Annotated in this window: 19 protein-coding genes, 1 tRNA gene and 1 pseudogene; 17 read left to right on the top strand and 4 right to left on the bottom strand. The window is 64.9% G+C overall.

Features of this window, described 5'->3' with window-relative positions; genetic code table 11:
• Positions 1-7 precede the first annotated feature (7 nt).
• The 10 genes from BGO62_RS01155 to BGO62_RS01110 all read left to right on the top strand — a co-directional run bounded on the left by BGO62_RS01155 (position 8) and on the right by BGO62_RS01110 (position 10,570).
• Positions 8-751, top strand: a complete 744-nt coding sequence (locus BGO62_RS01155; RefSeq protein ID WP_016446150.1) for a DsbA family protein — start codon at positions 8-10, stop codon at positions 749-751.
• A 195-nt stretch (positions 752-946) separates the two neighbouring features.
• A complete protein-coding gene (radC, locus tag BGO62_RS01150) occupies positions 947-1,441 on the top strand; it encodes a DNA repair protein RadC (protein ID WP_003140985.1) in 495 nt (164 codons plus the stop codon).
• Positions 1,442-1,631: 190 nt separating this feature from the next.
• Positions 1,632-2,108 (top strand): MerR family transcriptional regulator, encoded by a 477-nt coding sequence (locus BGO62_RS01145; protein ID WP_016446149.1) that lies wholly within the window; start codon positions 1,632-1,634, stop codon positions 2,106-2,108.
• Positions 2,105-5,068, top strand: a complete 2,964-nt coding sequence (locus BGO62_RS01140) for an N-6 DNA methylase (protein ID WP_018076246.1) — start codon at positions 2,105-2,107, stop codon at positions 5,066-5,068. Before BGO62_RS01145 ends, BGO62_RS01140 begins: the two co-directional genes overlap by 4 nt.
• A 149-nt stretch (positions 5,069-5,217) precedes the next feature.
• Positions 5,218-5,736 (top strand): hypothetical protein, encoded by a 519-nt coding sequence (locus BGO62_RS01135; RefSeq protein ID WP_017462901.1) that lies wholly within the window; start codon positions 5,218-5,220, stop codon positions 5,734-5,736.
• A 143-nt stretch (positions 5,737-5,879) separates the two neighbouring features.
• On the top strand, positions 5,880-6,323 hold the full coding sequence (locus BGO62_RS01130) for a TIGR03757 family integrating conjugative element protein (protein ID WP_296638751.1): 444 nt from the start codon (positions 5,880-5,882) through the stop codon (positions 6,321-6,323).
• Positions 6,320-7,264: a TIGR03756 family integrating conjugative element protein gene (locus BGO62_RS01125; protein ID WP_218559865.1), complete on the top strand. Its 945-nt coding sequence runs from the start codon at positions 6,320-6,322 to the stop codon at positions 7,262-7,264. The genes BGO62_RS01130 and BGO62_RS01125 overlap by 4 nt, the downstream gene beginning before the upstream one ends.
• Before the next feature lie 10 nt (positions 7,265-7,274).
• Positions 7,275-8,681, top strand: a complete 1,407-nt coding sequence (locus tag BGO62_RS01120; protein ID WP_023657707.1) for an integrating conjugative element protein — start codon at positions 7,275-7,277, stop codon at positions 8,679-8,681.
• Positions 8,678-9,031 carry a hypothetical protein gene (locus BGO62_RS01115; RefSeq protein WP_023121123.1) on the top strand — a complete coding sequence of 118 codons (354 nt, stop codon included), beginning with the start codon at positions 8,678-8,680 and terminating at the stop codon, positions 9,029-9,031. Before BGO62_RS01120 ends, BGO62_RS01115 begins: the two co-directional genes overlap by 4 nt.
• A gap of 15 nt (positions 9,032-9,046) precedes the next feature.
• Positions 9,047-10,570: a conjugal transfer protein TraG N-terminal domain-containing protein gene (locus tag BGO62_RS01110; protein WP_296638747.1), complete on the top strand. Its 1,524-nt coding sequence runs from the start codon at positions 9,047-9,049 to the stop codon at positions 10,568-10,570.
• A 7-nt stretch (positions 10,571-10,577) separates the two neighbouring features.
• Here the strand turns inward: BGO62_RS01110 and BGO62_RS01105 are convergent, their stop codons facing one another.
• A complete protein-coding gene (locus BGO62_RS01105) occupies positions 10,578-10,949 on the bottom strand; it encodes a DUF3742 family protein (RefSeq protein WP_008906272.1) in 372 nt (123 codons plus the stop codon).
• Between the two features lie 223 nt (positions 10,950-11,172).
• Between BGO62_RS01105 and BGO62_RS01100 the strand changes: the two genes are divergently transcribed.
• The 3 genes from BGO62_RS01100 (at position 11,173) to mobH (ending at position 14,901) form a co-directional block, all read left to right on the top strand.
• Entirely contained in the window at positions 11,173-11,931 is a 759-nt protein-coding gene (locus BGO62_RS01100) for a type IV toxin-antitoxin system AbiEi family antitoxin domain-containing protein (RefSeq protein ID WP_023121122.1), read from the top strand.
• Complete coding sequence (locus tag BGO62_RS01095; RefSeq protein WP_016851972.1) at positions 11,924-12,844, top strand: nucleotidyl transferase AbiEii/AbiGii toxin family protein; 921 nt, start codon at positions 11,924-11,926, stop codon at positions 12,842-12,844. The genes BGO62_RS01100 and BGO62_RS01095 overlap by 8 nt, the downstream gene beginning before the upstream one ends.
• A 203-nt stretch (positions 12,845-13,047) precedes the next feature.
• Positions 13,048-14,901 (top strand): MobH family relaxase, encoded by a 1,854-nt coding sequence (gene mobH / locus BGO62_RS01090; RefSeq protein WP_296638742.1) that lies wholly within the window; start codon positions 13,048-13,050, stop codon positions 14,899-14,901.
• A gap of 26 nt (positions 14,902-14,927) precedes the next feature.
• On the opposite strand, the gene BGO62_RS01085 is transcribed toward mobH, so the two are convergent.
• Positions 14,928-15,227, bottom strand: coding sequence for a helix-turn-helix transcriptional regulator (locus BGO62_RS01085; protein ID WP_003282197.1), 300 nt, complete (start codon positions 15,225-15,227; stop codon positions 14,928-14,930).
• Positions 15,228-15,333: 106 nt separating this feature from the next.
• Between BGO62_RS01085 and BGO62_RS01080 the strand changes: the two genes are divergently transcribed.
• On the top strand, positions 15,334-15,960 hold the full coding sequence (locus BGO62_RS01080) for a LysR substrate-binding domain-containing protein (protein WP_296638741.1): 627 nt from the start codon (positions 15,334-15,336) through the stop codon (positions 15,958-15,960).
• A 47-nt stretch (positions 15,961-16,007) separates the two neighbouring features.
• Here BGO62_RS01080 and BGO62_RS01075 read toward each other — a convergent pair whose 3' ends face one another.
• Together BGO62_RS01075 and BGO62_RS01070 are read right to left on the bottom strand one after the other, a co-directional pair.
• Complete coding sequence (locus tag BGO62_RS01075; RefSeq protein WP_034021511.1) at positions 16,008-17,861, bottom strand: integrase arm-type DNA-binding domain-containing protein; 1,854 nt, start codon at positions 17,859-17,861, stop codon at positions 16,008-16,010.
• A gap of 238 nt (positions 17,862-18,099) precedes the next feature.
• Positions 18,100-18,173, bottom strand: a tRNA-Gly gene (locus BGO62_RS01070).
• Positions 18,174-18,265: 92 nt separating this feature from the next.
• Here BGO62_RS01070 and thiS point away from each other — a divergent pair.
• From thiS to BGO62_RS01055, 3 genes and pseudogenes are all read left to right on the top strand, one after another.
• Positions 18,266-18,469: a sulfur carrier protein ThiS gene (gene thiS / locus BGO62_RS01065; RefSeq protein WP_296638738.1), complete on the top strand. Its 204-nt coding sequence runs from the start codon at positions 18,266-18,268 to the stop codon at positions 18,467-18,469.
• A gap of 36 nt (positions 18,470-18,505) precedes the next feature.
• The gene (locus tag BGO62_RS01060; RefSeq protein WP_296638735.1) at positions 18,506-19,309 is read left to right on the top strand and encodes a thiazole synthase; all 804 of its coding nucleotides are present in this window, start codon (positions 18,506-18,508) and stop codon (positions 19,307-19,309) included.
• A 3-nt stretch (positions 19,310-19,312) separates the two neighbouring features.
• Positions 19,313-19,565 (top strand): annotated as a pseudogene (locus BGO62_RS01055) (tRNA (guanosine(46)-N7)-methyltransferase TrmB); the annotation flags it as partial.

The following is a 19,565-nucleotide window of genomic DNA, read 5'->3' as shown; positions in this document are numbered from 1 at the left end:
CGACACGATGCGCCTGCCCTCATTCGCCCGCCGTCATCCCTGGATCGGTCTGCTGATCGTGGTGACGATTGCGGTTGCCTCGTGGATGCTGCTGCGCGCGCCGCATCCGGCAACCGAGTCCATGCCCCTGGCCGCCGCCGGGTCCGAGGGGCCGAAACCGGCTGGCCCGCCCTGGCTGTATGGCCGTGCCGATGCGCGCTTCACGGTGGTCGGCTACGCCGACCTGGAGTGTCCGTACTGCCGGGCCTACTTCCCCGAACTCAAGCGCTGGATCGACGCCCATCCCGAGGTGAACTGGCAGTGGCACCACCTGCCGCTGTCCATGCACGAGCCGGCCGCGACTGCCGGGGCACGCCTGGCCGAGTGCGCGGGCGAGACGGGCGGACACGCCGCGCTTTGGCAGGCAGTGGCCTGGCTCTACGCAAACACCCGTGGCGACGGCCAGGGCCTGCCGGAGGGCCTGCGCTATCCCGACCTCACGCCGGCCATGCAGGGTTGTCTCGACAGCGAGCGCCCCGATGCCGTCATCCGTGCCCAGGCGGCGGAAGCAGCACAGCAGGGCATCGCGGCCACGCCGGCCCTGCAACTGCGCGACCGCGAGTCCGGCAAGACCCTCCTGCTGCACGGTCCCGTCGAAGGCGATGCCTTGCTGTCGGCCATCGACCTGCTCGCCGCCGGCAGCACGACCGCGGCCGAACCCGCCCATTCCCCAGACATGCCCGCCGGCGTCGCCGGTGACATGCCCAGGTAGCCATCGATCTTCAAGGCTGCGGCGCGGCTCGTCCGCGTTGATCGAAACCCGTTCGCATCGCATCCCTTGACGCGAACAGCCACCGCATCCGCGGTGGTGGATGCCCGCTCGTCACCTGTTCCATCCCCATCGTCCCCCGGAGGGTTTGCCCTCCTGGGGCAGGCGCCCTCCGATCTCATCCATTGGAGGTTCGCCATGTCTCTTGCCATCGCCGACTCCCGCCCGGAGTCGCTCACCCTGATCGCCGCCCAGCACGAAGACTGGATCATCCAGCAGGCCATCACCCTGCTGGAGAACCGCGTGTTCAAGGCCGGTCCGGCGCTGGGCAGTCCCGCCGCCGTGCGCGACTACCTGCGCCTGAAACTGGTCGCGGAGCCGAACGAAATCTTCGCCGTCGTGTTTCTCGACAACCAGCACCAGGTGCTCGCCTACGAGCCGCTGTTCAAGGGCACGGTCGACCAGACTTCGGTGTATCCGAGGGTGGTGGTCCAGCGTGCGCTGGCGCTCAACGCTTCGGCGCTGATCCTGGCGCATCAGCATCCCTCGGGGAACACCGAGCCCTCGGCCGCTGATCGTGTGATCACCGAGCGGCTGAAGAGCGCCCTGGCCACCGTCGATGTCCGGGTGCTGGATCACTTCATCGTCGGCAAGGGCAGCCCGTACTCGTTCGCCGAAGCCGGCTTGTTGTAGTCCGCAGGCGCCCCTTCCGGGGGCGCCTTGCGTCTTGCCCCTATCCACACGTTCGCGATGCGCTCTGATGGTCGCGACTTTCGGAAGCTTGGAAGGCTTGTGGGATAGGCGGCTGAACCGGCCTTTACCTGTTGAGAAGCACACCTTTGCATGGCAGAATCTGCATATTTTCTAGTTGCCAGCAACGCGAATGTCTGCCGTCACCGCCATCCAGTACACTCAGGACCAGATGCGCACGCTAACCGGCGTGTCCGTCGAAACGGTGCGGCATTGGCGCAAGACCGTGCCCTACTTGGCGTCCAAGACCGGGAAGGCTGCCCGATTCACCTTCGCGGATCTCCTAGGCTTGGCCGTTACCAATGAGTTGGTCAGCTCGTTGGGAGTGCACATCGCCACCGTCAGCGTCGGCGTTGACGCGCTCTTTCGGTTGCTGGGCACGAGTAGCGCATTGGCGCTGAATGGGTCCGTGGCGTTCGTGACGGCCACTTCGGCGACCCTGTGCGATATCGGCCCCGAGGGGATTGGACCGGCGCCGACGCAACCGACTCTCGTCATCCCGCTCGATCCGTTGATCATGCGGCTTCAGCAGCACATGCTGCCGATCGTCCCGACGCCGAGCCAGGCAGCGTTGCCGTTTCCACCCGAAGCTATCCGGAGTAGGGCGTGAACACTGCCACGCTGGAACAGGTGCTCGCCGCAACCGGCTACCTGCCGGACGGGCAACCCGCGCCCGGTCTTCGGTTGGGGGCCGAGGCGCAGTCCTCGCGCCACGGCCGCGTTTTTGTTCCGGACGCATTGTGGCGCAGCGCGTCGTCGTTGACCGTCTACTTCAAGTTTGAGCAAAGCGCGCCTGCAGACGATCTGGTCAGCCAGTGGCGACGAGAGGTCTGGAACGAGGGGTTCGCGCCGTTGCTGTGGGTGATCTCGCCGCAGCGTATCGACCTGTACAACGGTTTCGGCACACCCGCGAAAGAAGGCGATGCCCAGAGACATTTGATTCGGCGTTTCGAGAACATCGAAGGTTCGCTTCATGAACTGGACGAGTTGGCCGGCCGACTGGCGATCGAGACGGGCCAATTCTGGGCCCAGGTGCCGGCCATCGATCGCAAGACCAGCGTCGATCAGAAGCTCCTGTCTGACCTTGGATGTCTCGAACGCGATTTGGTCGCAGGCAATCTCGCGCGCGATGCGGCGCAGGCCTTGATTGGGCGCGTGATCTTCACCCAGTACCTGATTGACCGCGAGATCGTCAGTGCGGCGCGGTTGAAGCGGGTATGCGGCCGCACGGCGTTGCCGGCGATCCTGCACGACCGGCCAGCGACCAGCAAGCTGTTCGCATGGCTGGCCCAGACCTTCAACGGCGATATGTTTCCGCCCTCGTCGGTGAAAACGACACCAGCAGCTCACCATTTGACGCGGGTTGCGGAGTTCCTGGAGGCTGTCGATCCTGAAAGCGGGCAACTCAGCTTCTTCCCGTACCAGTTCGACGTGATTCCGGTCGAGCTCATCAGCTCGATCTACGAGCAGTTTGCACATGCTGAGCCGCAGACTGGAGGAAAGCGCACAGAAGCGTTGCGAAACGGCGTGCACTACACGCGACTGTCCGTCGTCTCGCTGGTCCTCGATGAGGTCATGGATGGTCTATCTGGACGGGAGTCGGTGCTGGATTTGACGTGCGGCTCCGGTGTCTTCCTGGTCGAAGCGCTGCGGCGCTTGGTTCATCTTCGCTCGCAAGGTCAGCCGCCCACGAGGGAGCTGATCCGCTCGACGCTCTACGGGCAGGTGTATGGCGTAGACATTAGCGAAGCCGCGATTCGCGTCGCTGCGTTCAGCCTGTACCTGGCTGCGCTTGAGCTGGACCCTGACCCGCAACCACCGCAGTCCCTGAAGTTCCAGCCATTGATCGGCAGGACATTGCTCGTCGGTGACGCTCGTACTGTCGAACGTGATGGAGATGGCAAGGCCGTGCTGGCGACGCCGACAGGGCTGAAGCAGTTCGACCTTATCGTGGGCAATCCCCCTTGGAGCTTTAGGGGGCAGACAGGAACCGAAGCGCGGCGCAAGACCAGGGTTGCGGGCGTACCTGCGCAACCGCGCGGTGAAGGCTTGGATTTCGTGTTGCGAGCGGCGGAGTTCTCACATGAGAAGACCCGTTTCGGCATCATTCTTAGCGCGATGCCGTTCTTCAGCCGCAGCGGCACCGGCATGGCAGCAGCTCAGCATGTGATGCGAGCCGTGGCTCCGATCACCTTGGTAAATCTGTCCAATTTGTGCAGTTGGCTCTTCGCGACAGCGGCCATGCCCGCAGTGGTTCTCTTTGCCCGTCATCGACCGAAGCAGCGAACGGATCAGGTCACGGTCGTTCAGATCCCGTGGACGCCCAGCGGTGCAAGGACTCATTCGTTCGAGGTGGCGCCGAGTGACGTCATCACTTTGACACTCGACGAAATCCAAGAACAGCCGTTGAAGCTCAAGGCAGCAGCCGTTGGCCGGCGCCGTGACCTCCTATTGCTGGATGACTTGACTTCGGCCCACAGAAATCTGGGCGAGCAACTCTCATTACTCGACACTACCTTCCAGGTTGGATTGATTCGCGGGGCCCCAGAGAATCAGACGCGCGATGCTCGCCCGCTAAAAGGATTGGATGTACTGCAAGTCAAAGACATGCAGCACTTCAACATTCCCGATGATTTGCCGACTTTCAGCCAATCGAAGGCACAATGGCCACGATCGCGGGAGATATATCAAGCCCCGCTTCTCATCGTGAAGGAAATGCTTCTGGGGAGTCCACGCGTCTTGGCGGCCGTCTCCGAGCGGGATCTCGTCTTCACGAACTCATACTTCGCAGTGTCTCTTCCGAGAGGGCACACGCGGACGGCACATTTGCTTGCCACCGTGTTGAGTTCTGCTTTTGCGACATGGTTCTTCTATCTGACCGCTGCAGAGTTTGGAATCTACAAGAGGAAGCTGCTGGCTCGCGACCTCAGCTTCCTACCGGTGCCTAATTTCACGAGCGCAGTGAAATCTGAGGCTGGCCAGCGCCTGCTGCAGATTGAGAAGAATCTGCGCGCCAACGGCACCGACGAGAGGGGATGGGCTGAACTGGACGAAGCTGTCTTCGATCTGTACGAACTGAACGATGCCGACCGAACTGTCATTCGAGACGGCCTCCTTCGCGCCGGGTGGCAATGGGAAACCGGCCGCGAATCATCCGTGGAGCCATCGGACAGTCGTACTGAGGTCACGGCGTATGCCAAGACGTTCCTGTCCGTTATCGAGGATTGGCTTTCCGTTCGCAATAAGCGGCACATGCGCGCCGAAGTGCTCGACTTGCCAAGCAGTTCGGCCTTGCGCGTCGTGCGCTTTGTCTTGGAAGAAGGGCCGGGTAATGCGAGCGTGAGCGTCGTGGCACCACAAGGCGAATTGGGTGAAGTACTGGCACGTATCGGCAGGCGCCTGAAAGTCAAGATTGCGACCGCGCTCAGTGCAGAGCGGGAATTGCGAGTACACGGACGCAACGAAGTCGTGATCATCAAGCCAGCAGCGCGGCGCTACTGGATGGGCATAGCGGCACTGGAAGATGCCGATGCAGTGGTCGCGGAGAGCTTTTCAGGGGGCAAAGTTTGAGGATCCCCTATGAGGCACCTCCTGCACTGGGCAGAGAGTTCATTGAACTTGAGCCCGAGGTTGTGGCGGTCATTCTGCTGACACTGGCCGCAGGTTGGCAGCGAGCATGCGCAGCCGAGGACGTGAATGCCAACGCTGGAGAGGTAATCATGACCGAGCGCCTGCGGGACGGGATGCGCATTGCGCTGAAGAACTCCCCGTGGAAGCAGATCATGGTGCTGCCTGGCACGGAATCGCGATCCAAAAGCAACGTGATGCTGCCAGACGGACGTACCGACATCCCGCTGGCGTTCGTCGAAATTTTCTTGCGCACGCAGGAGCATGATCCGCACGCGATCATCGAATGCAAACGAATCGCCGGGTCGGACACTCACTTGTGTCGAGAGTACGTCGTCGAGGGCATGGATCGATTCATCCAGGAGAAGTACGGCGAGAACCATGCTATCGGCTTCATGGTGGGGTACGTTCTTGCCGGCGCTCCTTCGGAATCCGCGGATGGCGTCAACGCTTACTTGAGAAGAGTTTCGCGCTCGGTAGATCGCCTCGCCCCGAGCGACATCAGTGACGGGACTTGGCAGAGCCTACATGCACGCTCCAAGCCGTCGATGCCGATTCGCTTACAGCATGCGTTTCTTGGGTTCGCGGGCACCTCAGCGTCCCGCACCTGATCTCCGCCTCCGACAGGAGGCAATCACAACGCTCACAACGGCATAGGGTATGAAACCGGCAGGGGCCGGATGCGGTTTCTTTGTCGCGCTAGATCGGCACTTGAAGTCGACTGTGACTTTGATCGACTCCAAGGACGCCCGATATGCCGGCCCCCGTCTTCAAGGCTTCGCCCCGGCTGCCGACCATCAGCATTGCGCCCGGACTGTGGGCAGTGCTGTTCATGTTTACCCAGACTGCAGCAGCCGACGTGCTCGTCGTCACCGACAGCCGTCATCCGGTGCAGGCTCCAGCCGGCGTGCGGATCATCGAGCTGGACCAGGCCACGCGCATCGAGGTCGAACTCGCCGCGCACCTACCGGCCGACCCGCAACGGGCTGCAGCCCTGGTGCGGCAGCGGTTGCAGGACGGTGGCGAGGCCCTTCAACGCCGCATCGGCCACGCCTACCAAGGTGTCGCGGATGCCTGGGGACTGGGCATCGCCAAGATTCCCGCCGTGGTGGTCGATCGACGCTACGTGGTCTACGGCGAGCCCGACGTGCCCCGCGCCGTCGCACGCATCAACGCCTACCGGAGCGCGCAGCCATGAGCCTCCTGCTGGCACGCCGGCGCCTGCGCGCCACCGCCGCCTCGCTGCTGCTGAGCGCGGCCACGTCGACGTTCGCCCTGGACACCGCCACCATCGTCTCGTCGGCGCTGTCCCCCGACTGCCTCGAATACCGCGTGGTCGGAATCTGCTACTGGCTGTACTGCACGCCCTTCGGCTGCTCGGTTCGCACCTCCGTCAAGGTGCGCCACTACGTCCCCGATGCGGTGGTGTCGAGCTACTCGAACACCGGCGAAAACCCGTGGCAGGAAGTCAGGGCGATGAGCATGCCCAACCCGACCGCCAAGGCTGGCGGTGACGGCACGACCAATCACGACAACGAGAACAACCTCGCCAAGTTCAAGAACGCCGATGTCATCGGCCATCCGGCCGGGATGGTGTTCAGCCAGTTCGCCAGCGCCTCCGGCTACACCTGCGAAGGCGCTGGCACGGCCTTCATGCCGTATCTGCTGAGCACGCTCGACACGATCGCCTGGCGCTACAACATCCCGGAAGCGTTCTACCCCGAAGCGCTCATCCCCGGCCGGCGCGAAATCGGTACGCGCACCGGCCTGAACCTCTGGGGCAACGTGTATCCCCGCGGTGGCTTCCTGCACCAGACCGACGACCACAAGAGCGGCGCCGTGGTCGCGCAGCGCGCGGGCGACATCGTGACGCGCCGCAACCAGATTCACGTGTACCAGCCTCTGCTGGCCAACGCCCGCGACGGCTACTGGCCGGCCGGCGCGCTGATGGAGACCGACGCCTCGACGGGCAAGTGGCAGGAGCTGACGCCCACGCTCTCGAACAGTTGCGTGGTTTTCCCGCACAGCCGCACCCGCGTGCAGGCCCAGCAAGGCGACTACGCCTGGGCCTTGTGGCGGCCGTACTCCTGCTGCCGGCGCCGTGGCCAGGTCTTCCTCGGCAGCGTCGATTTCATGTGAGGAACCCACGATGACCGCCTCCCTCCGTCACTTCCTGCGCCGCGCGAAGTCGCCCCTGCGGGCCACGCTGCTCGTGGCGGCCATCACGCTGGTCGTCGGCGTCGCCTGGGCGCAGACCCGCATCGATCCCAATGGCGTGAACGTCAGCGGCAGCGTGATCGGCGACGACGTGCTCTACAGCATCGGCGGCGGCCGGGCCGTGTCGATGGGTGGTGCCGGCAACATGCAGAGCATCGGCGTCGGCGTCGGCTGGAACAGCAACCTGATCTGCGGCGACATGAGCATCACCACGACGCTGCAGAACCAGCTCAACGGCATCACCAACGGCTTCCAGACGATCATGAGCAACGTGATCCAGAACGCCACCAGCGCCGTGGCCTCGCTGCCGGCCCTGATCATCCAGCGCGCCGACCCGGGGCTGTACAACCTGCTCACCAACGGCATCCTCCAGGCGCGCCTGGATTTCGACCGCTCGAAGATGACCTGCCGGGCCATCGCCAATCGCATGGCGGACATGGCCGGAGGCCAGGCCGGCTGGGACCAGCTCGCCGAAGGGATGGCGCTGCGGGATGCGGTCAGCAGCACCGATGCCGTCTCCGCCATCGAGCAGGCCGAGTCCAACAAAGGGAACAACGGCGTGCCATGGGTCGGCGGCGGCAACGCGGGCGGCTCCGGTCAGAGTTCGATCAAGGTGGTCGGCGATGTGACGCGCGCGGGCTACAACCTGCTCAACGGGCGCAGCGCCACCGATACCTCGTCGATCGCGCGCAGCGCCTGCGGCAACCGCCTGACCTGCCAAACTTGGTCCTCGCCCCAGGCGGCCGCGGACTGGGCGACCCGCGTGTTGGGCGAACGCGAGCAGCGCACCTGCGAAAACTGCACGAAGACCCAGACCACGCCTGGCGTCGGGCTGACGCCAATGATCCAGGAAGAGTACGAGACCAAGCTGCAGGCGCTGCAGGAACTGGTGACGGGCACCCGGCCGACGACGCTGGCCAATCTCGACGCGGCCGGCAGCAGCTCGCTGCCGATCACCCGCGGCGTGATCGAGGCCCTGCGTGACGAACCCGACCAGGACGTGCTGGGCAAGCGCCTGGCGTCGGAGGCGGCGCTGTCCAGCGTGCTGGAGAAGGCCCTGCTGCTGCAACGCACGTTGCTCACTGGCAAGAAGGAGCCGAACGTCGCCGCCAACGAACTGGCCGTGCAGGCGGTAGACCAGGAGAACAGCGCGCTGGAGCAGGAGATCAACAACCTCAAGACTGAGCTGGAGCTGCGGCGCACGCTGGCCGGCAACTCGGCGATGGCGATCATCCAGCGCCACAGCACCCGCGCTGCCGGTTCGCGCGGCGTCTTCGAGGGCGACACCACGCGCGACCGTCTGCGGGAAGTCCAGAGGCCGCGGAGCGGTACGCCATGAGCCGGCTGGCCTGGCTGCGGCTGCCATGGCTGTTCAACCGCCGCGTCGGTGTGGCGCTGCTGTGGACCTTGCTCGTGGTCGCCGCCGCGGTGGCGGTGAACATCGCCGGCATCCACGTGGTCGGCGGCGTCGAGGGCTGGCAGCACTGGCTGCAGGCGCACGCCGGCCACTTCTTCGTGTGGCGGCTGTGCCTCTACGGAGCGACGGCTTACGGCTGGTGGTGGATGCGTCGGCGCCTGTTGCGGCGGGAGCCGTCCCGCGAGACGCATCAGCGCCTGCTGCGCACGGAGATCGCGGCCGTGATCTCCGTGGTCGCGCTGGAAGCCAGCCAACTGCTGCGGCACGGCTGAGACCGGGAGGCAGGCATGACGCTCTACACCACGGACTACCTGGAGTATTACCTGACCCTGGTAGCTTGGGTGGTCAACAACGGCATCTGGAGCATTCTCGTGGCCAGCGGCGTGTTCGCGCTGCCGTTCGTGGCCATCGTGATCCAGGAGTGGCTCAAGGCCCGCAGCGAAGGTGCGGACGAAGGCAACAAGGGCGTGCTGTCGTCGATGCGCATCGAGAACCGGGTGTGGGTGGCGATCGTGGTCATCATGTTCGCCGGCATCCCGTTCATCCCGGTGGATCTCGCCACGATCAGGTTCGACACCACGCGCTCCGCGCAATGCCAGGTCAGTGTCCCGCTGCCCAACGACACGGGCTGGTCCAACGTCTACACGGCGCTCAACGACCAGAGCGCGCTGGTGCCGGTGTGGTGGTTCTTCATACACGCGCTGTCGAAAGCCGTGACGGGCTCCGCGGTGGCGGCGATTCCCTGCGGCACGGACCTGCGTCAGATTCGCATGGATGTGGATGCCACGCGCATCGACGATCCGGTGCTGGCACAGGAGGTCGCCGACTTCACGCACGACTGCTACGGGCCGTCGCGCGCCAAGCTGTTCATGAACCGGCCGACGCTCTCCGACGAGCAGATGAACGACGTCACCTGGATCGGGTCGAGTTACTTCCTCGACACGCCCGGCTTCTATGACACCTATCGCGCCAGGACCCCACGCACGGCCTGGACCTACGACGCGACCCGCGATGCGGGGCTGGCACAGGTGGACAGCGGCGGCGGCTATCCGTCCTGCCGGCAGTGGTGGGCCGATGGCGGCCAGGGACTGCGCAGCCGGCTGCTGGCACAGGTCGACCCGGACCTGCTGACCCGCATCGGGCGCTGGGTGGGCTTCCTGTCGCAGAGCGAGGTCAATGACTCGGTGATCCGCGCCGTCGTCTCACCGCGGCAGCAGAAGATGAACCAGGGCGCCGTCTACACCGATTACGGCGGCCAGATCGACAAGACGCTGCCGAACATCGTCACGCGCGGCGCGAGCGACCTGGGGCTGACCGTCGGCTCGCTGGGCTTCTTTCCGGCGATGGACGTGGTGCGCCAGGCGCTGCCGATGGTGCTGACGATGCTCAAGATGGCGCTCGTCATCTGCATCCCGCTGGTGCTGCTGATCGGCACCTACGACCTGAAGACGGTGGTGACGGTGAGCTGCGTCCAGTTCGCGCTGTTCTTCGTGGACTTCTGGTTCCAGCTCGCGCGCTGGATCGACAGCACGATCCTGGACGTGCTCTACGGCTGGGGGTTTGGCGCCGACAGGCCGCACACGAACTTCGATCCGCTGATCGGCTTGAACAACGCCTTTGGCGACATGCTGCTCAACTTCGTCATGGCGATGATGTTCATCGTGCTGCCGACGTTTTGGGTCATGGCATTGGCTTGGGCAGGCGTTCGCACGGGAAATATCGTGCAGGGGTTGTCCACCGCCACCTCGGACGCCAAGGGCGCTGGAGGGCGTGGCGCTGGTATGGCAATGAGCGCCGTATCGAAGAAGTGACCGCCGTTCAGTCGTCGTCGGTCACATGCGGGTCGATGCGCCAGTCGCTCTTGTCATAAAGCCCGAAGCCGTTGGGGCCTTCCCTCCACTCGGGTTGCGGTTCCTCTTGATCAGAGTCGTCGTGCTGCACGAGCCATGCAGCAGTCACCGCAAAGGCAAGCAGCAGGGCCAGCCAGAACGCGGAGTAGAGCAGCGCACCGAGCACGGCGAGCTTGACGATCCAGAGCACCGCCGTCGCCGCGCCCGCGGGCACCCCGCGCGTCACCAGCCAGCCGGCGACACGCTGCTCGCGGCGCAGGTATCCACGCCAGGCACGGCCAGCCCCCCGGCCCAGCCGGTGGCTCCAGCGCCCGTTGTGCGTGTTGGTGGTCATGCTCATATGCCTCGGCTTCAGTGGTGCCTCACCTCGCGGAGCGGCCGGTCGTGGCCTGCCCTCCAGCATAGACCGCGATCAGGAGGGCGGGTTGCGGCCGGCAGAGCCGGGTTGGCTCGGGTCGCAGGGCGATTAGATTCTGCACTACAAATCAAACCTTATGCTACTTTCCATGCACGTTCCTGCGATAGCTCTAGGGGCTGATTGGATTCCGTGCTATTTTTACACCATGGATGGAAATTCTAGGCACCAGGTAATCAAGCGGCTGCAGGCGGGACTTCCCCGCGGGGCGCCGTTCGACCTTGCCACCCTGAGCCAGTTCGGGGTGTCGCCCCAGCTCGCCGCCCACTATGCCGACGGCGGGTGGCTCGTGCGCCTGGCCCATGGCGTCTATGCCTTCCCGAACGATGAATTCGGGGTCTACGGTGCGCTGAAGTTCCTGCAACAGCGCGTGCCCGGCCTGCACGTCGGCGGCAAGAGCGCCCTGGCCCTGCAGGGTGTGCGGCACAACCTGGGCAGCCGGGAGGCGCTGGTGCTGTGGGGCGACGGTCGTTTCGTGTTGCCAGCCTGGTTCACCTCGCGCTTTCCGGCCCGCTACGTCCACGCCCGCCTGTTCGACTGGCCGGACACGGCGCTGGCCAGCAAGACCCTGACCACGCCGCCTGGCCTGCCCGAGGATCTGCGGGTGGCTGCCTCCGAGCGTGCCGTTCTGGAGCTGCTGTACGAAGCCGGCGTCAAGCAGAGCCTCGAAGAGGCCCGCAACATCTTCGATGGACTGCGTTCCCCCCGCAAGGACTTGCTCGGACAACTGCTGTCCTGCTGCGCCAGCGTGAAGGCCGTGCGCCTGTTCCTCACCTGGGCACGCGAGACCAGCCTCGTGGATGTGGATGCCCTGCTGGAGCAGTACCCGGTTCGCACCGGCAGCAACACGCGCTGGATGAGCCGGCTCGATGACGGCACCTTGCTGAGCCTGAGACCTCATGGATAAGACCTACGCGGACACCGTTCGCCTGCTGCTGGCCGTCGCGCCCGACGTGTTCGCCAACGACATCTTCGCCATGAAGGGCGGCACGGCCATCAACCTCTTCGTGCGGGACATGCCGCGCCTGTCGGTGGACATCGACGTGGTATACCTCCCGTGGCAGACGCCGCGCGACGAAGCGCTGCAAGCCATCAACCAGGAGCTGGCCGCCATCGCCGCGCGCCTTGCACCGCTGGGCGTGCAGACACGCCTGGTTCGCGCCAAGGACCTGGGGGACACCAAGCTGATCGTCGAGAACGATGCCAGCCAGGTGAAGATCGAGGTCAACGTCGTGTTCCGAGGCAGCGTGCTGCCCGTCGAGCGGCGGCCGCTGAGCGCCAAGACCAGCGATTTGTTCGGCGTCGAGTTCGAGCTGCCGGTTCTGGCACCGGACGAGCTGTACGCCAGCAAGCTGGTGGCCGCGCTGGATCGGCAGCACCCCCGCGACCTGTTCGACGTGTGGCAGCTCTACGAATCGGGCGACATCAGCGACGGCATGGTCGAGTGCTTCGTGATCTATCTGGCGGGCCACAACCGGCCGCCCCACGAAGTGCTGTTCGGCAACGACAAGGACATCGCCGGCGAGTACGAGCGGGCCTTTGTCGGCATGACCGAAGTGGACTGCTCCCTGGAGACACTGCTCGATGCTCGCGCCAGGATGCGGCGCGAGCTGCCACAGCGACTGAGCACCGCGCACAAGCAGTTTCTGAGCGGGCTGGCGCGCGCAGAACCGGACTGGTCGCTGGTGCAGTGCCAGCACGCCGCGCAACTGCCGGCACTGCGCTGGAAGCTCGCCAATCTGGAGACCTTCCGCAAGCGCCGTCCCGACGACTTCGCAGCGCAATCCGCCGCCCTCGACACCGGCTTGGGCCAGAGCTGACGAGCGTCCCGCAGCGCCCCACTTGCCGGGATTGCCCCATGCCGCATTCATCGTGGCGCCCCGCGCAGCAGCGGCCCTATACCCAAAGGCTTCCGATAAAGGCCAAAGGGCTGGGAAGGGGCAAAGGAAGGGCGCCAAGGGGAAAGGCCCTATCCTGAAAAGGCCAAAAGGCGCCCCGAGCAGCCCGTCATCCGGGGTTCGCCATGCTCTCGCTGTTCCAGCGCAAAAGGGTGCCACCCACCGCCGGCACGCCGCCCACCTCCGCCATCGAAACTCCGAAAGGGTCGATGCGGCCGGAGTCGGCCGCATCGCTGCTGGCCACGCCGCGCCGGCAGAAACTGCTGGAACACATCTGGCAGCGCACATCGCTCTCGCGCCGGCAGTTCGCCACGCTCTACCTCGCCCCACTGGAGCGCTACGCCGAGCTGGTCCAGCAGTTCCCGGCTTCCGAGAACCACCACCACGCCTATCCGGGCGGCATGCTGGACCACGGCCTGGAGATCGTCGCCTATGCGCTGAAGCTGCGGCAGTCATACCTGCTGCCTGCGGGCGTCACGCCGGAGGCACAGGCGGCCCAGGCCGAAGCCTGGACCGCAGGCACGGCCTACGCGGCCCTGCTGCACGACATCGGCAAGATTGCCGTCGATCTGCACGTCGAACATGCCGACGGCAGCGTCTGGCATCCCTGGCACGGCCCGCTGCGAAAGCCCTACCGCTTCCGTTACCGAAAGGAGCGCGAGTACCGCCTGCACAGCGCCGCCACCGGGCTGCTCTACGCGCGCCTTCTCGATCGGGACATCTTCGACTGGCTCAGCGGCTATCCCGACGTCTGGGCCGCGCTGCTGTACGTGCTGGCCGGCCAGTACGAGCACGCTGGCACGCTCGGCGAACTGGTCGTGCAGGCCGACCAGGCATCGGTCGCCCAGGAACTCGGCGGCGATCCCAGTAAGGCGCTGGCGGCGCCCAAGCATGCGCTGCAACGCAAATTGCTCGACGGCTTGCGCTACCTGCTCAAGGAGGAATTCAAGTTGAACCAGGCCGGCCCGGCGGACGGCTGGCTGACCCAAGACGCCCTGTGGCTGGTGAGCAAGACCGTCTCCGACAAGCTGCGCGCACATCTGCTGTCGCAGGGCATCGACGGCATCCCGGCGAGCAATACGGCGGTGTTCAACGTGCTGCAGGATCACGGCATCGTGCAACCGACGCCGGATGGCAAGGCGATCTGGAAGGCTACCGTCACCAGCGACGCCGGCTGGTCGCACGCCTTCACGTTCCTGAAACTCTCGCCGGCCATGATCTGGGATGCCGCCGACCGGCCGGCGCCGTTCGCAGGCCGTGTGCAGGTCGAAGAGGAACAGGCGGAGCCGCCGCCGCTAGCGCCGGCGGTGGCCGATGGGCCGCGCGTGGAAGGCACCGAAGCTGCACCCGCGAGCACGGCGCCGATCGCATCCATAGCCACAGACACCGGCGTGGCCGCGCTGCTCGATCTGCTGGGCGACACCGCTCCACCCACAGCATCGGAGACCCCGACTTGCCCTGTTGCCGAGGCCGAGCCGGCCCCTTCGACCGTGCCCACGCCAGGAATGAGCCTCGCGCCTTCCCAGGATCGCGCGGAGCCCTCCGGGGCGCACTTCATGGCCTGGCTGCGCCAGAGCATCCAGACGCGCAAGCTCATCATCAACGACGCCAAGGCCCTGGTGCATACCGTCGCCGGTACGACCTACCTCGTCAGCCCCGGCGTGTTCCAGCGCTACGCGCAGGAGTACCTTCAAGTCGCCGCGCTGGCCAAGCAGGAGAAGCTGGAGGGGTGGCAGTGGGTACAGAAGCGCTTCGAGAAGCTGGGACAGCACCGCAAGCAGCCGAGCGGGCTGAACATCTGGACCTGCGAAGTCACGGGGCCGCGCAAGTCGCGCCGGCTGCACGGCTACCTGCTCGTCAGCCCGGATGCGCTGTTCCAGGAGACGCCGCCAGACAACCCATACCTGCGGCTCCTCAACGAGGCCGCAAAGCGCGAAGATTCAGCCCTTGGGGGCAAGGACAACGACGATCAGGGGTAGGCGTGCGGCCGCTGCGCAGGCCGGCTTCAATCCGCGGATGGGGCCGACTCTGCCAGCTTGGCTTCGGTCAGAGTCATCAAGTGGGCGGAACTGCATTTCAGCGCACGGGCGATCTTGAGGATGAGGGGGAGCGTGGGGACATGCTCGCCGCGCTCGATCTTGCCCATGTGAGACCGCTCGATGCCGGCCATGTGAGCCAGCGTTTCCTGAGCGATACCCTGGTTGGTTCTCTCTTCCCGCACGGCAGCCCCAAACGCGATGGCTGGTTCCGCTTCGTAGGTAGTGGTGCCGGTGGGGCGGCCCCTTTGGATCGAACGCTTTGGCATTGCCAAGAGCGTCGAACACGGTCACGATTTAAACCACGTTAAACTTAACTCATTCAACGGCTTCGAGATCAGTTGCCACGAGTTCACCGCCTGGGGGGAGCTGGACGTGGAATCGAGTGACATCACCGCCGAAATTCGCATGGCCGTCCTCGGCGAATGGGTGCCTCCCCAGCTCGCCGACGTGCTCGCCCTGCAGCGTGCCGAAGAGCCGGAGACTCATGCCGTCCTGGCCGGATGGACAGATCCCGTTCGAGGCGCGGAGCTGCCGGGCGACGGCTTCGACTTCGCCTTGTCTGCGGTTGCCCGGCAGTGGCCTGGCTGGGTATGCGAGCCGCTGTGGCATGACACGCTGGCGGTCGCCGTGGCCAAGCGCTCCCACCTGCTGGCCTACCGTGAAGTGCCGTGCGGGGAAGTGCTCAAGCAGCCCTTGATCTGCTCGCAGTCCACGGCCGATGAACCATGGCGCATGACCGTGCAGCGCGTGTTCGAGAACGCGCTGCAGGAGCGGGAGCAAACGGTGGAGACATTCGATGTGGCGATGACGCTGGTTGCCGCCGGGTACGGGATCGCCATTGCGCCTGCCGCGAGACTGGCGAGCTACCTACGCCGAGGCATCGCCATGCGGCCGCTGGCCGGCGCACCAACGATCGTGATGGCTTACCTGCTGCGCCGCAACGCTTCCTTGTCGGACACCCAGGCAAGATTCGCCCGCCGCGCGCGCTTGGTGTCCTGACAGATACGCCGGGATCGCGGTTTCGCCACGATCCCGCATTCCTGCTGCTAGGCAACCACGACTCGCGGCAGGGTCCATTCGCTTTCCTTCACGGCTGTGCTCACGGCCATGACGAGCTTGTCGAGATTGCTGGCCGTCACGCCCTCCAGTGCCGAACGCCCCCGCAGCATCGAGCGCGGCTGCAGCAGTGCATGGTAGATCTGCCAAGGGTCCGCACCCCTGGTCAGCTTCAGGACGGACTGGATCAGCTCGTGCTTGAGTGGGTCGAGGTGCCAGTCCGGCACGCGCTGGCCGCGGTTGCCTACGTTCAACGCCAGCAAGTTGCCCGCCTTGATCTCGTAGCTGATCCACCTGCGGGATTTGCCTGCCATCTTGGCAAACGCAGCGACGGGAAGGTTGTGCGGCGCCTCGAAGACATCGAACAGTTCCATCCTCTCGCGCTGAATGTCCGAAGGCACCAGCGGCGCGGCCGATCGAGGGGGCGGAACCGCCGGCAGCCGATGTGCGGCGGCAGAAACCAACGGCATGGCGTCACCCGGCTTCGTCACCAGCAGGATTGGCGAAGCGGCAACCGGCGTGGAGGGCGCGCTTGCGGTTTGCTCACTCGGGAACGCGGGCACGCCTTCCAGATGCACGGTGAGCGGCATGCTGGCTGCCTCGACCTGGTTCTGCTCGAAGAGGTCGAGCCGATCGGCCCAGTCCTGCATCATGCGGCGACGCTGCTCCACGTACTCGGCATGGTTGTAGGTCGCGCTGACCTTGTTGGGATCGACATGCGAGAGCTGTGCATCCACCCAGACCTTCGGGTAGCCGATCTCGTTGAGCGCAGTGGACATCGTGCCGCGGATGCCGTGTCCGGTCAGGCGTTCCTGATAGCCCATGCGCTTGAGCGCACCATTGAGCGTGTTCTCGCTGATGCGCTTCTTCAAGTCGCTGTCGTGCCGGAACAGGTGGCGCTGGGCCGGCTTGAACTCATCCAGCAGGTGCCGGACGATCTCCATGGCCTGAATCGACAGCGGCACGATGTAGGGCGGGATGTCCTTTGGCTGCTGCCGCTTCTTGCGCATATCCAATTGGAGTTGCTTCACGACGTCGGGCGGGATGATCCACAGCCCACGGTCCAGATCGAATTGATCCGGCGTCGCCTGTCGCAGCTCTCCGGTTCGCACGCCGGTCAGCAGCAATAGCCGCAGCCCGAGCTGGGTCTGCCGCCTGCCGCGATAGCTGCGTAGCCGCTGCAACAGCTTCGGCAGTTCGGCCATGCGCAGGAACGGGTTGTGGTTGACGGGTGGCAGCGGCAGCGCCACCACATCGAGATCGGAGGCGGGGTTCTGTTCCAGGCCCGGCACGATCACCAGCGCGTAGCGGAACAGTTGGTTGAACCACGTCCTGACTTTCTCGGCGACGGAGAGCGCCTTGCGCTTCTCGATCTTGGCGATCACCTCCAAGAGGTCGGGACGCTTGATCTCATAGACCGACCGCTTGCCCAAGGCGGGCAGCACATCCTTGTCGAAGATGCGCGGAAGTATCGAGAGGGTCGTCTGCCGGCCTTCCTTGAGGCTGAGCCCGCGATGCTTGAGCCACTTGCGATACACCGCCTCGAAGGTGTTTTCGTCGGCGAGCCGGACAGCGGTGCGCTTCTGCTTGCGGTGAACGCGAGGATTGGTGCCTTTGGCCAGCAGGGCGCGCGCTTCGTCGCGCAGGCTGCGGGCCTCGCGAAGCGTCACCTCCGGGTAGGTGCCGAGCGACATCCGCTTCTGCTTGCCCGCCCAGTAGTAGCGGAAGTGCCAAGTCCTGCCCCCTGCAGCCGTGACGGCCAGGGAGAGGCCATCCAAGTCAGGGAGGGTGTATGCCTTGCCAGTTGCCTTGGCCTGTCGAACGGCCAGGTCTGAGAGTGCCATGCTCTTGCTCCTGAACATGAGTCAGGAACCAGATGCTGGTCACGTCGACCTCGCCCCTCCATCAACAATCCGGAATCAGCCGCGCCCGCAAAAATGGACTTGTTTGTGGACTTAAAAGTCCCGGCTGTAGGCGGATCGCAGTGGACTACTGCAGACCGTCAAAGAGAGGAAAAGTCTTTGTGCGGCAACGACTTGCAGACTCTCTTGGACTTCTGCGGAAGTCCGCAGATTGATACAGTGGAGCGGGCGAAGGGAATCGAACCCTCCTCATGAGCTTGGGAAGCTCAGGTAATGCCACTATACGACGCCCGCGCGGTGCTGTGCCTTCATGCCCTGTAGGGTGCTTCAGGGTAGAATTCGGCATGATACTGAAACTCGCGTCCCCCGGATAGAAGAACTGATTCGTGATTGAACTGCTCATCAACGGCGAACCCCGTACCTTCCCCGCCCCGCTCACCCTGAGCCAGCTGATCGCGTCGCTGGATCTGCTCGGGAAACGCATCGCCATCGAAAAAAATGGCGAAATCGTCCCGCGCAGCCAGCATGCCGACACCCGGCTCGCCGACGGCGACCGCCTGGAAATCGTCGTCGCGGTCGGCGGCGGCTGATCCACCCCTAGCCCCTAGATCCGCACTCCTCTGAATATGGAACCTCTCGTCATCGCCGGAAAATCCTATGCCTCGCGCCTGCTGGTGGGCACCGGCAAATACAAGGATTTCGAACAAACGCGCCTCGCGGTCGAGGCCTCGGGGGCGGAAATCGTCACCGTCGCCATCCGCCGCACCAACATCGGCCAGGACGCGGGCCAGCCCAGCCTGCTCGATGCGCTGCCGCCGTCGCAATACACCTACCTGCCCAACACCGCAGGCTGCTATACCGCGGACGACGCGATCCGCACCCTGCGCCTGGCGCGCGAACTGCTCGACGGCCACAGCCTGGTCAAGCTCGAGGTGCTGGGCGACGCCGAGTCGCTGTATCCCAACGTGGCGGAAACGGTGAAAGCGGCCGAGGTGCTGGTGAAGGATGGTTTCCAGGTGATGGTCTACACCTCGGACGACCCCATCGCCGCGAAACAGCTGGAAGACATCGGCTGCGTCGCGGTGATGCCGCTGGCGAGCCTGATCGGTTCCGGCATGGGCATCCTCAATCCGTGGAATCTGCAGATCATCATCGACCGCCTGTCGGTGCCGGTGATCGTCGATGCCGGCGTCGGCACCGCCAGCGACGCCACCATCGCGATGGAACTCGGCTGCGATGCCGTGCTGATGAACACCGCGATCGCCGGCGCCGGCAATCCGGTGCTGATGGCGTCGGCGATGAAGAAGGCGGTGGAGGCCGGGCGCGAGGCCTTCCTCGCCGGCCGCATGCCGAAGAAAATCTATAAAGCCAGCCCGAGTTCGCCCACCAGCGGCCTCATTACTGAAAACCGAAGCGCAGGCAGCAAATAAAGCATGACGACCGACTCCGGCGCGCATCCGCGCATCCGATCCTACGTGCTGCGCGCCGGCCGCGTCGGTTCCGGCCAGGCGCGTGCGCTGGCCGAGATCGGGCCGCAGTTCATGCTGCCGTACCGGCCTGCCGTACTCGATCTCGACGCCGCCTTCGGCCGCGCCGCCTCTGATTCAAGCCCGGCGCCGCGCATTCTCGAAATCGGCTTCGGCATGGGTGAAGGCTTGGCTGAAATTGCCGCCGCCCATCCCGAAA

It is taken from the genome of Thiobacillus sp. 65-1402 (assembly GCF_001897685.1).
GTDB lineage: Bacteria > Pseudomonadota > Gammaproteobacteria > Burkholderiales > Thiobacillaceae > Thiobacillus.
This window is presented reverse-complemented; position numbering and strand designations above follow the sequence as displayed.

Bases quoted from the DNA above. Each gene is read 5' to 3' on its own strand.
- BGO62_RS01155 (WP_016446150.1), top strand. From the start codon at position 8: ATGCGCCTGCCCTCATTCGCCCGCCGTCATCCCTGGATCGGTCTGCTG.
- radC (WP_003140985.1), top strand. From the start codon at position 947: ATGTCTCTTGCCATCGCCGACTCCCGCCCGGAGTCGCTCACCCTGATC.
- BGO62_RS01145 (WP_016446149.1), top strand. From the start codon at position 1,632: ATGTCTGCCGTCACCGCCATCCAGTACACTCAGGACCAGATGCGCACG.
- BGO62_RS01135 (WP_017462901.1), top strand. From the start codon at position 5,218: ATGACCGAGCGCCTGCGGGACGGGATGCGCATTGCGCTGAAGAACTCC.
- BGO62_RS01130 (WP_296638751.1), top strand. From the start codon at position 5,880: ATGCCGGCCCCCGTCTTCAAGGCTTCGCCCCGGCTGCCGACCATCAGC.
- BGO62_RS01125 (WP_218559865.1), top strand. From the start codon at position 6,320: ATGAGCCTCCTGCTGGCACGCCGGCGCCTGCGCGCCACCGCCGCCTCG.
- BGO62_RS01120 (WP_023657707.1), top strand. From the start codon at position 7,275: ATGACCGCCTCCCTCCGTCACTTCCTGCGCCGCGCGAAGTCGCCCCTG.
- BGO62_RS01115 (WP_023121123.1), top strand. From the start codon at position 8,678: ATGAGCCGGCTGGCCTGGCTGCGGCTGCCATGGCTGTTCAACCGCCGC.
- BGO62_RS01110 (WP_296638747.1), top strand. From the start codon at position 9,047: ATGACGCTCTACACCACGGACTACCTGGAGTATTACCTGACCCTGGTA.
- BGO62_RS01105 (WP_008906272.1), bottom strand. From the start codon at position 10,949: ATGAGCATGACCACCAACACGCACAACGGGCGCTGGAGCCACCGGCTG.
- BGO62_RS01100 (WP_023121122.1), top strand. From the start codon at position 11,173: ATGGATGGAAATTCTAGGCACCAGGTAATCAAGCGGCTGCAGGCGGGA.
- BGO62_RS01095 (WP_016851972.1), top strand. From the start codon at position 11,924: ATGGATAAGACCTACGCGGACACCGTTCGCCTGCTGCTGGCCGTCGCG.
- mobH (WP_296638742.1), top strand. From the start codon at position 13,048: ATGCTCTCGCTGTTCCAGCGCAAAAGGGTGCCACCCACCGCCGGCACG.
- BGO62_RS01085 (WP_003282197.1), bottom strand. From the start codon at position 15,227: ATGCCAAAGCGTTCGATCCAAAGGGGCCGCCCCACCGGCACCACTACC.
- BGO62_RS01075 (WP_034021511.1), bottom strand. From the start codon at position 17,861: ATGGCACTCTCAGACCTGGCCGTTCGACAGGCCAAGGCAACTGGCAAG.
- BGO62_RS01060 (WP_296638735.1), top strand. From the start codon at position 18,506: ATGGAACCTCTCGTCATCGCCGGAAAATCCTATGCCTCGCGCCTGCTG.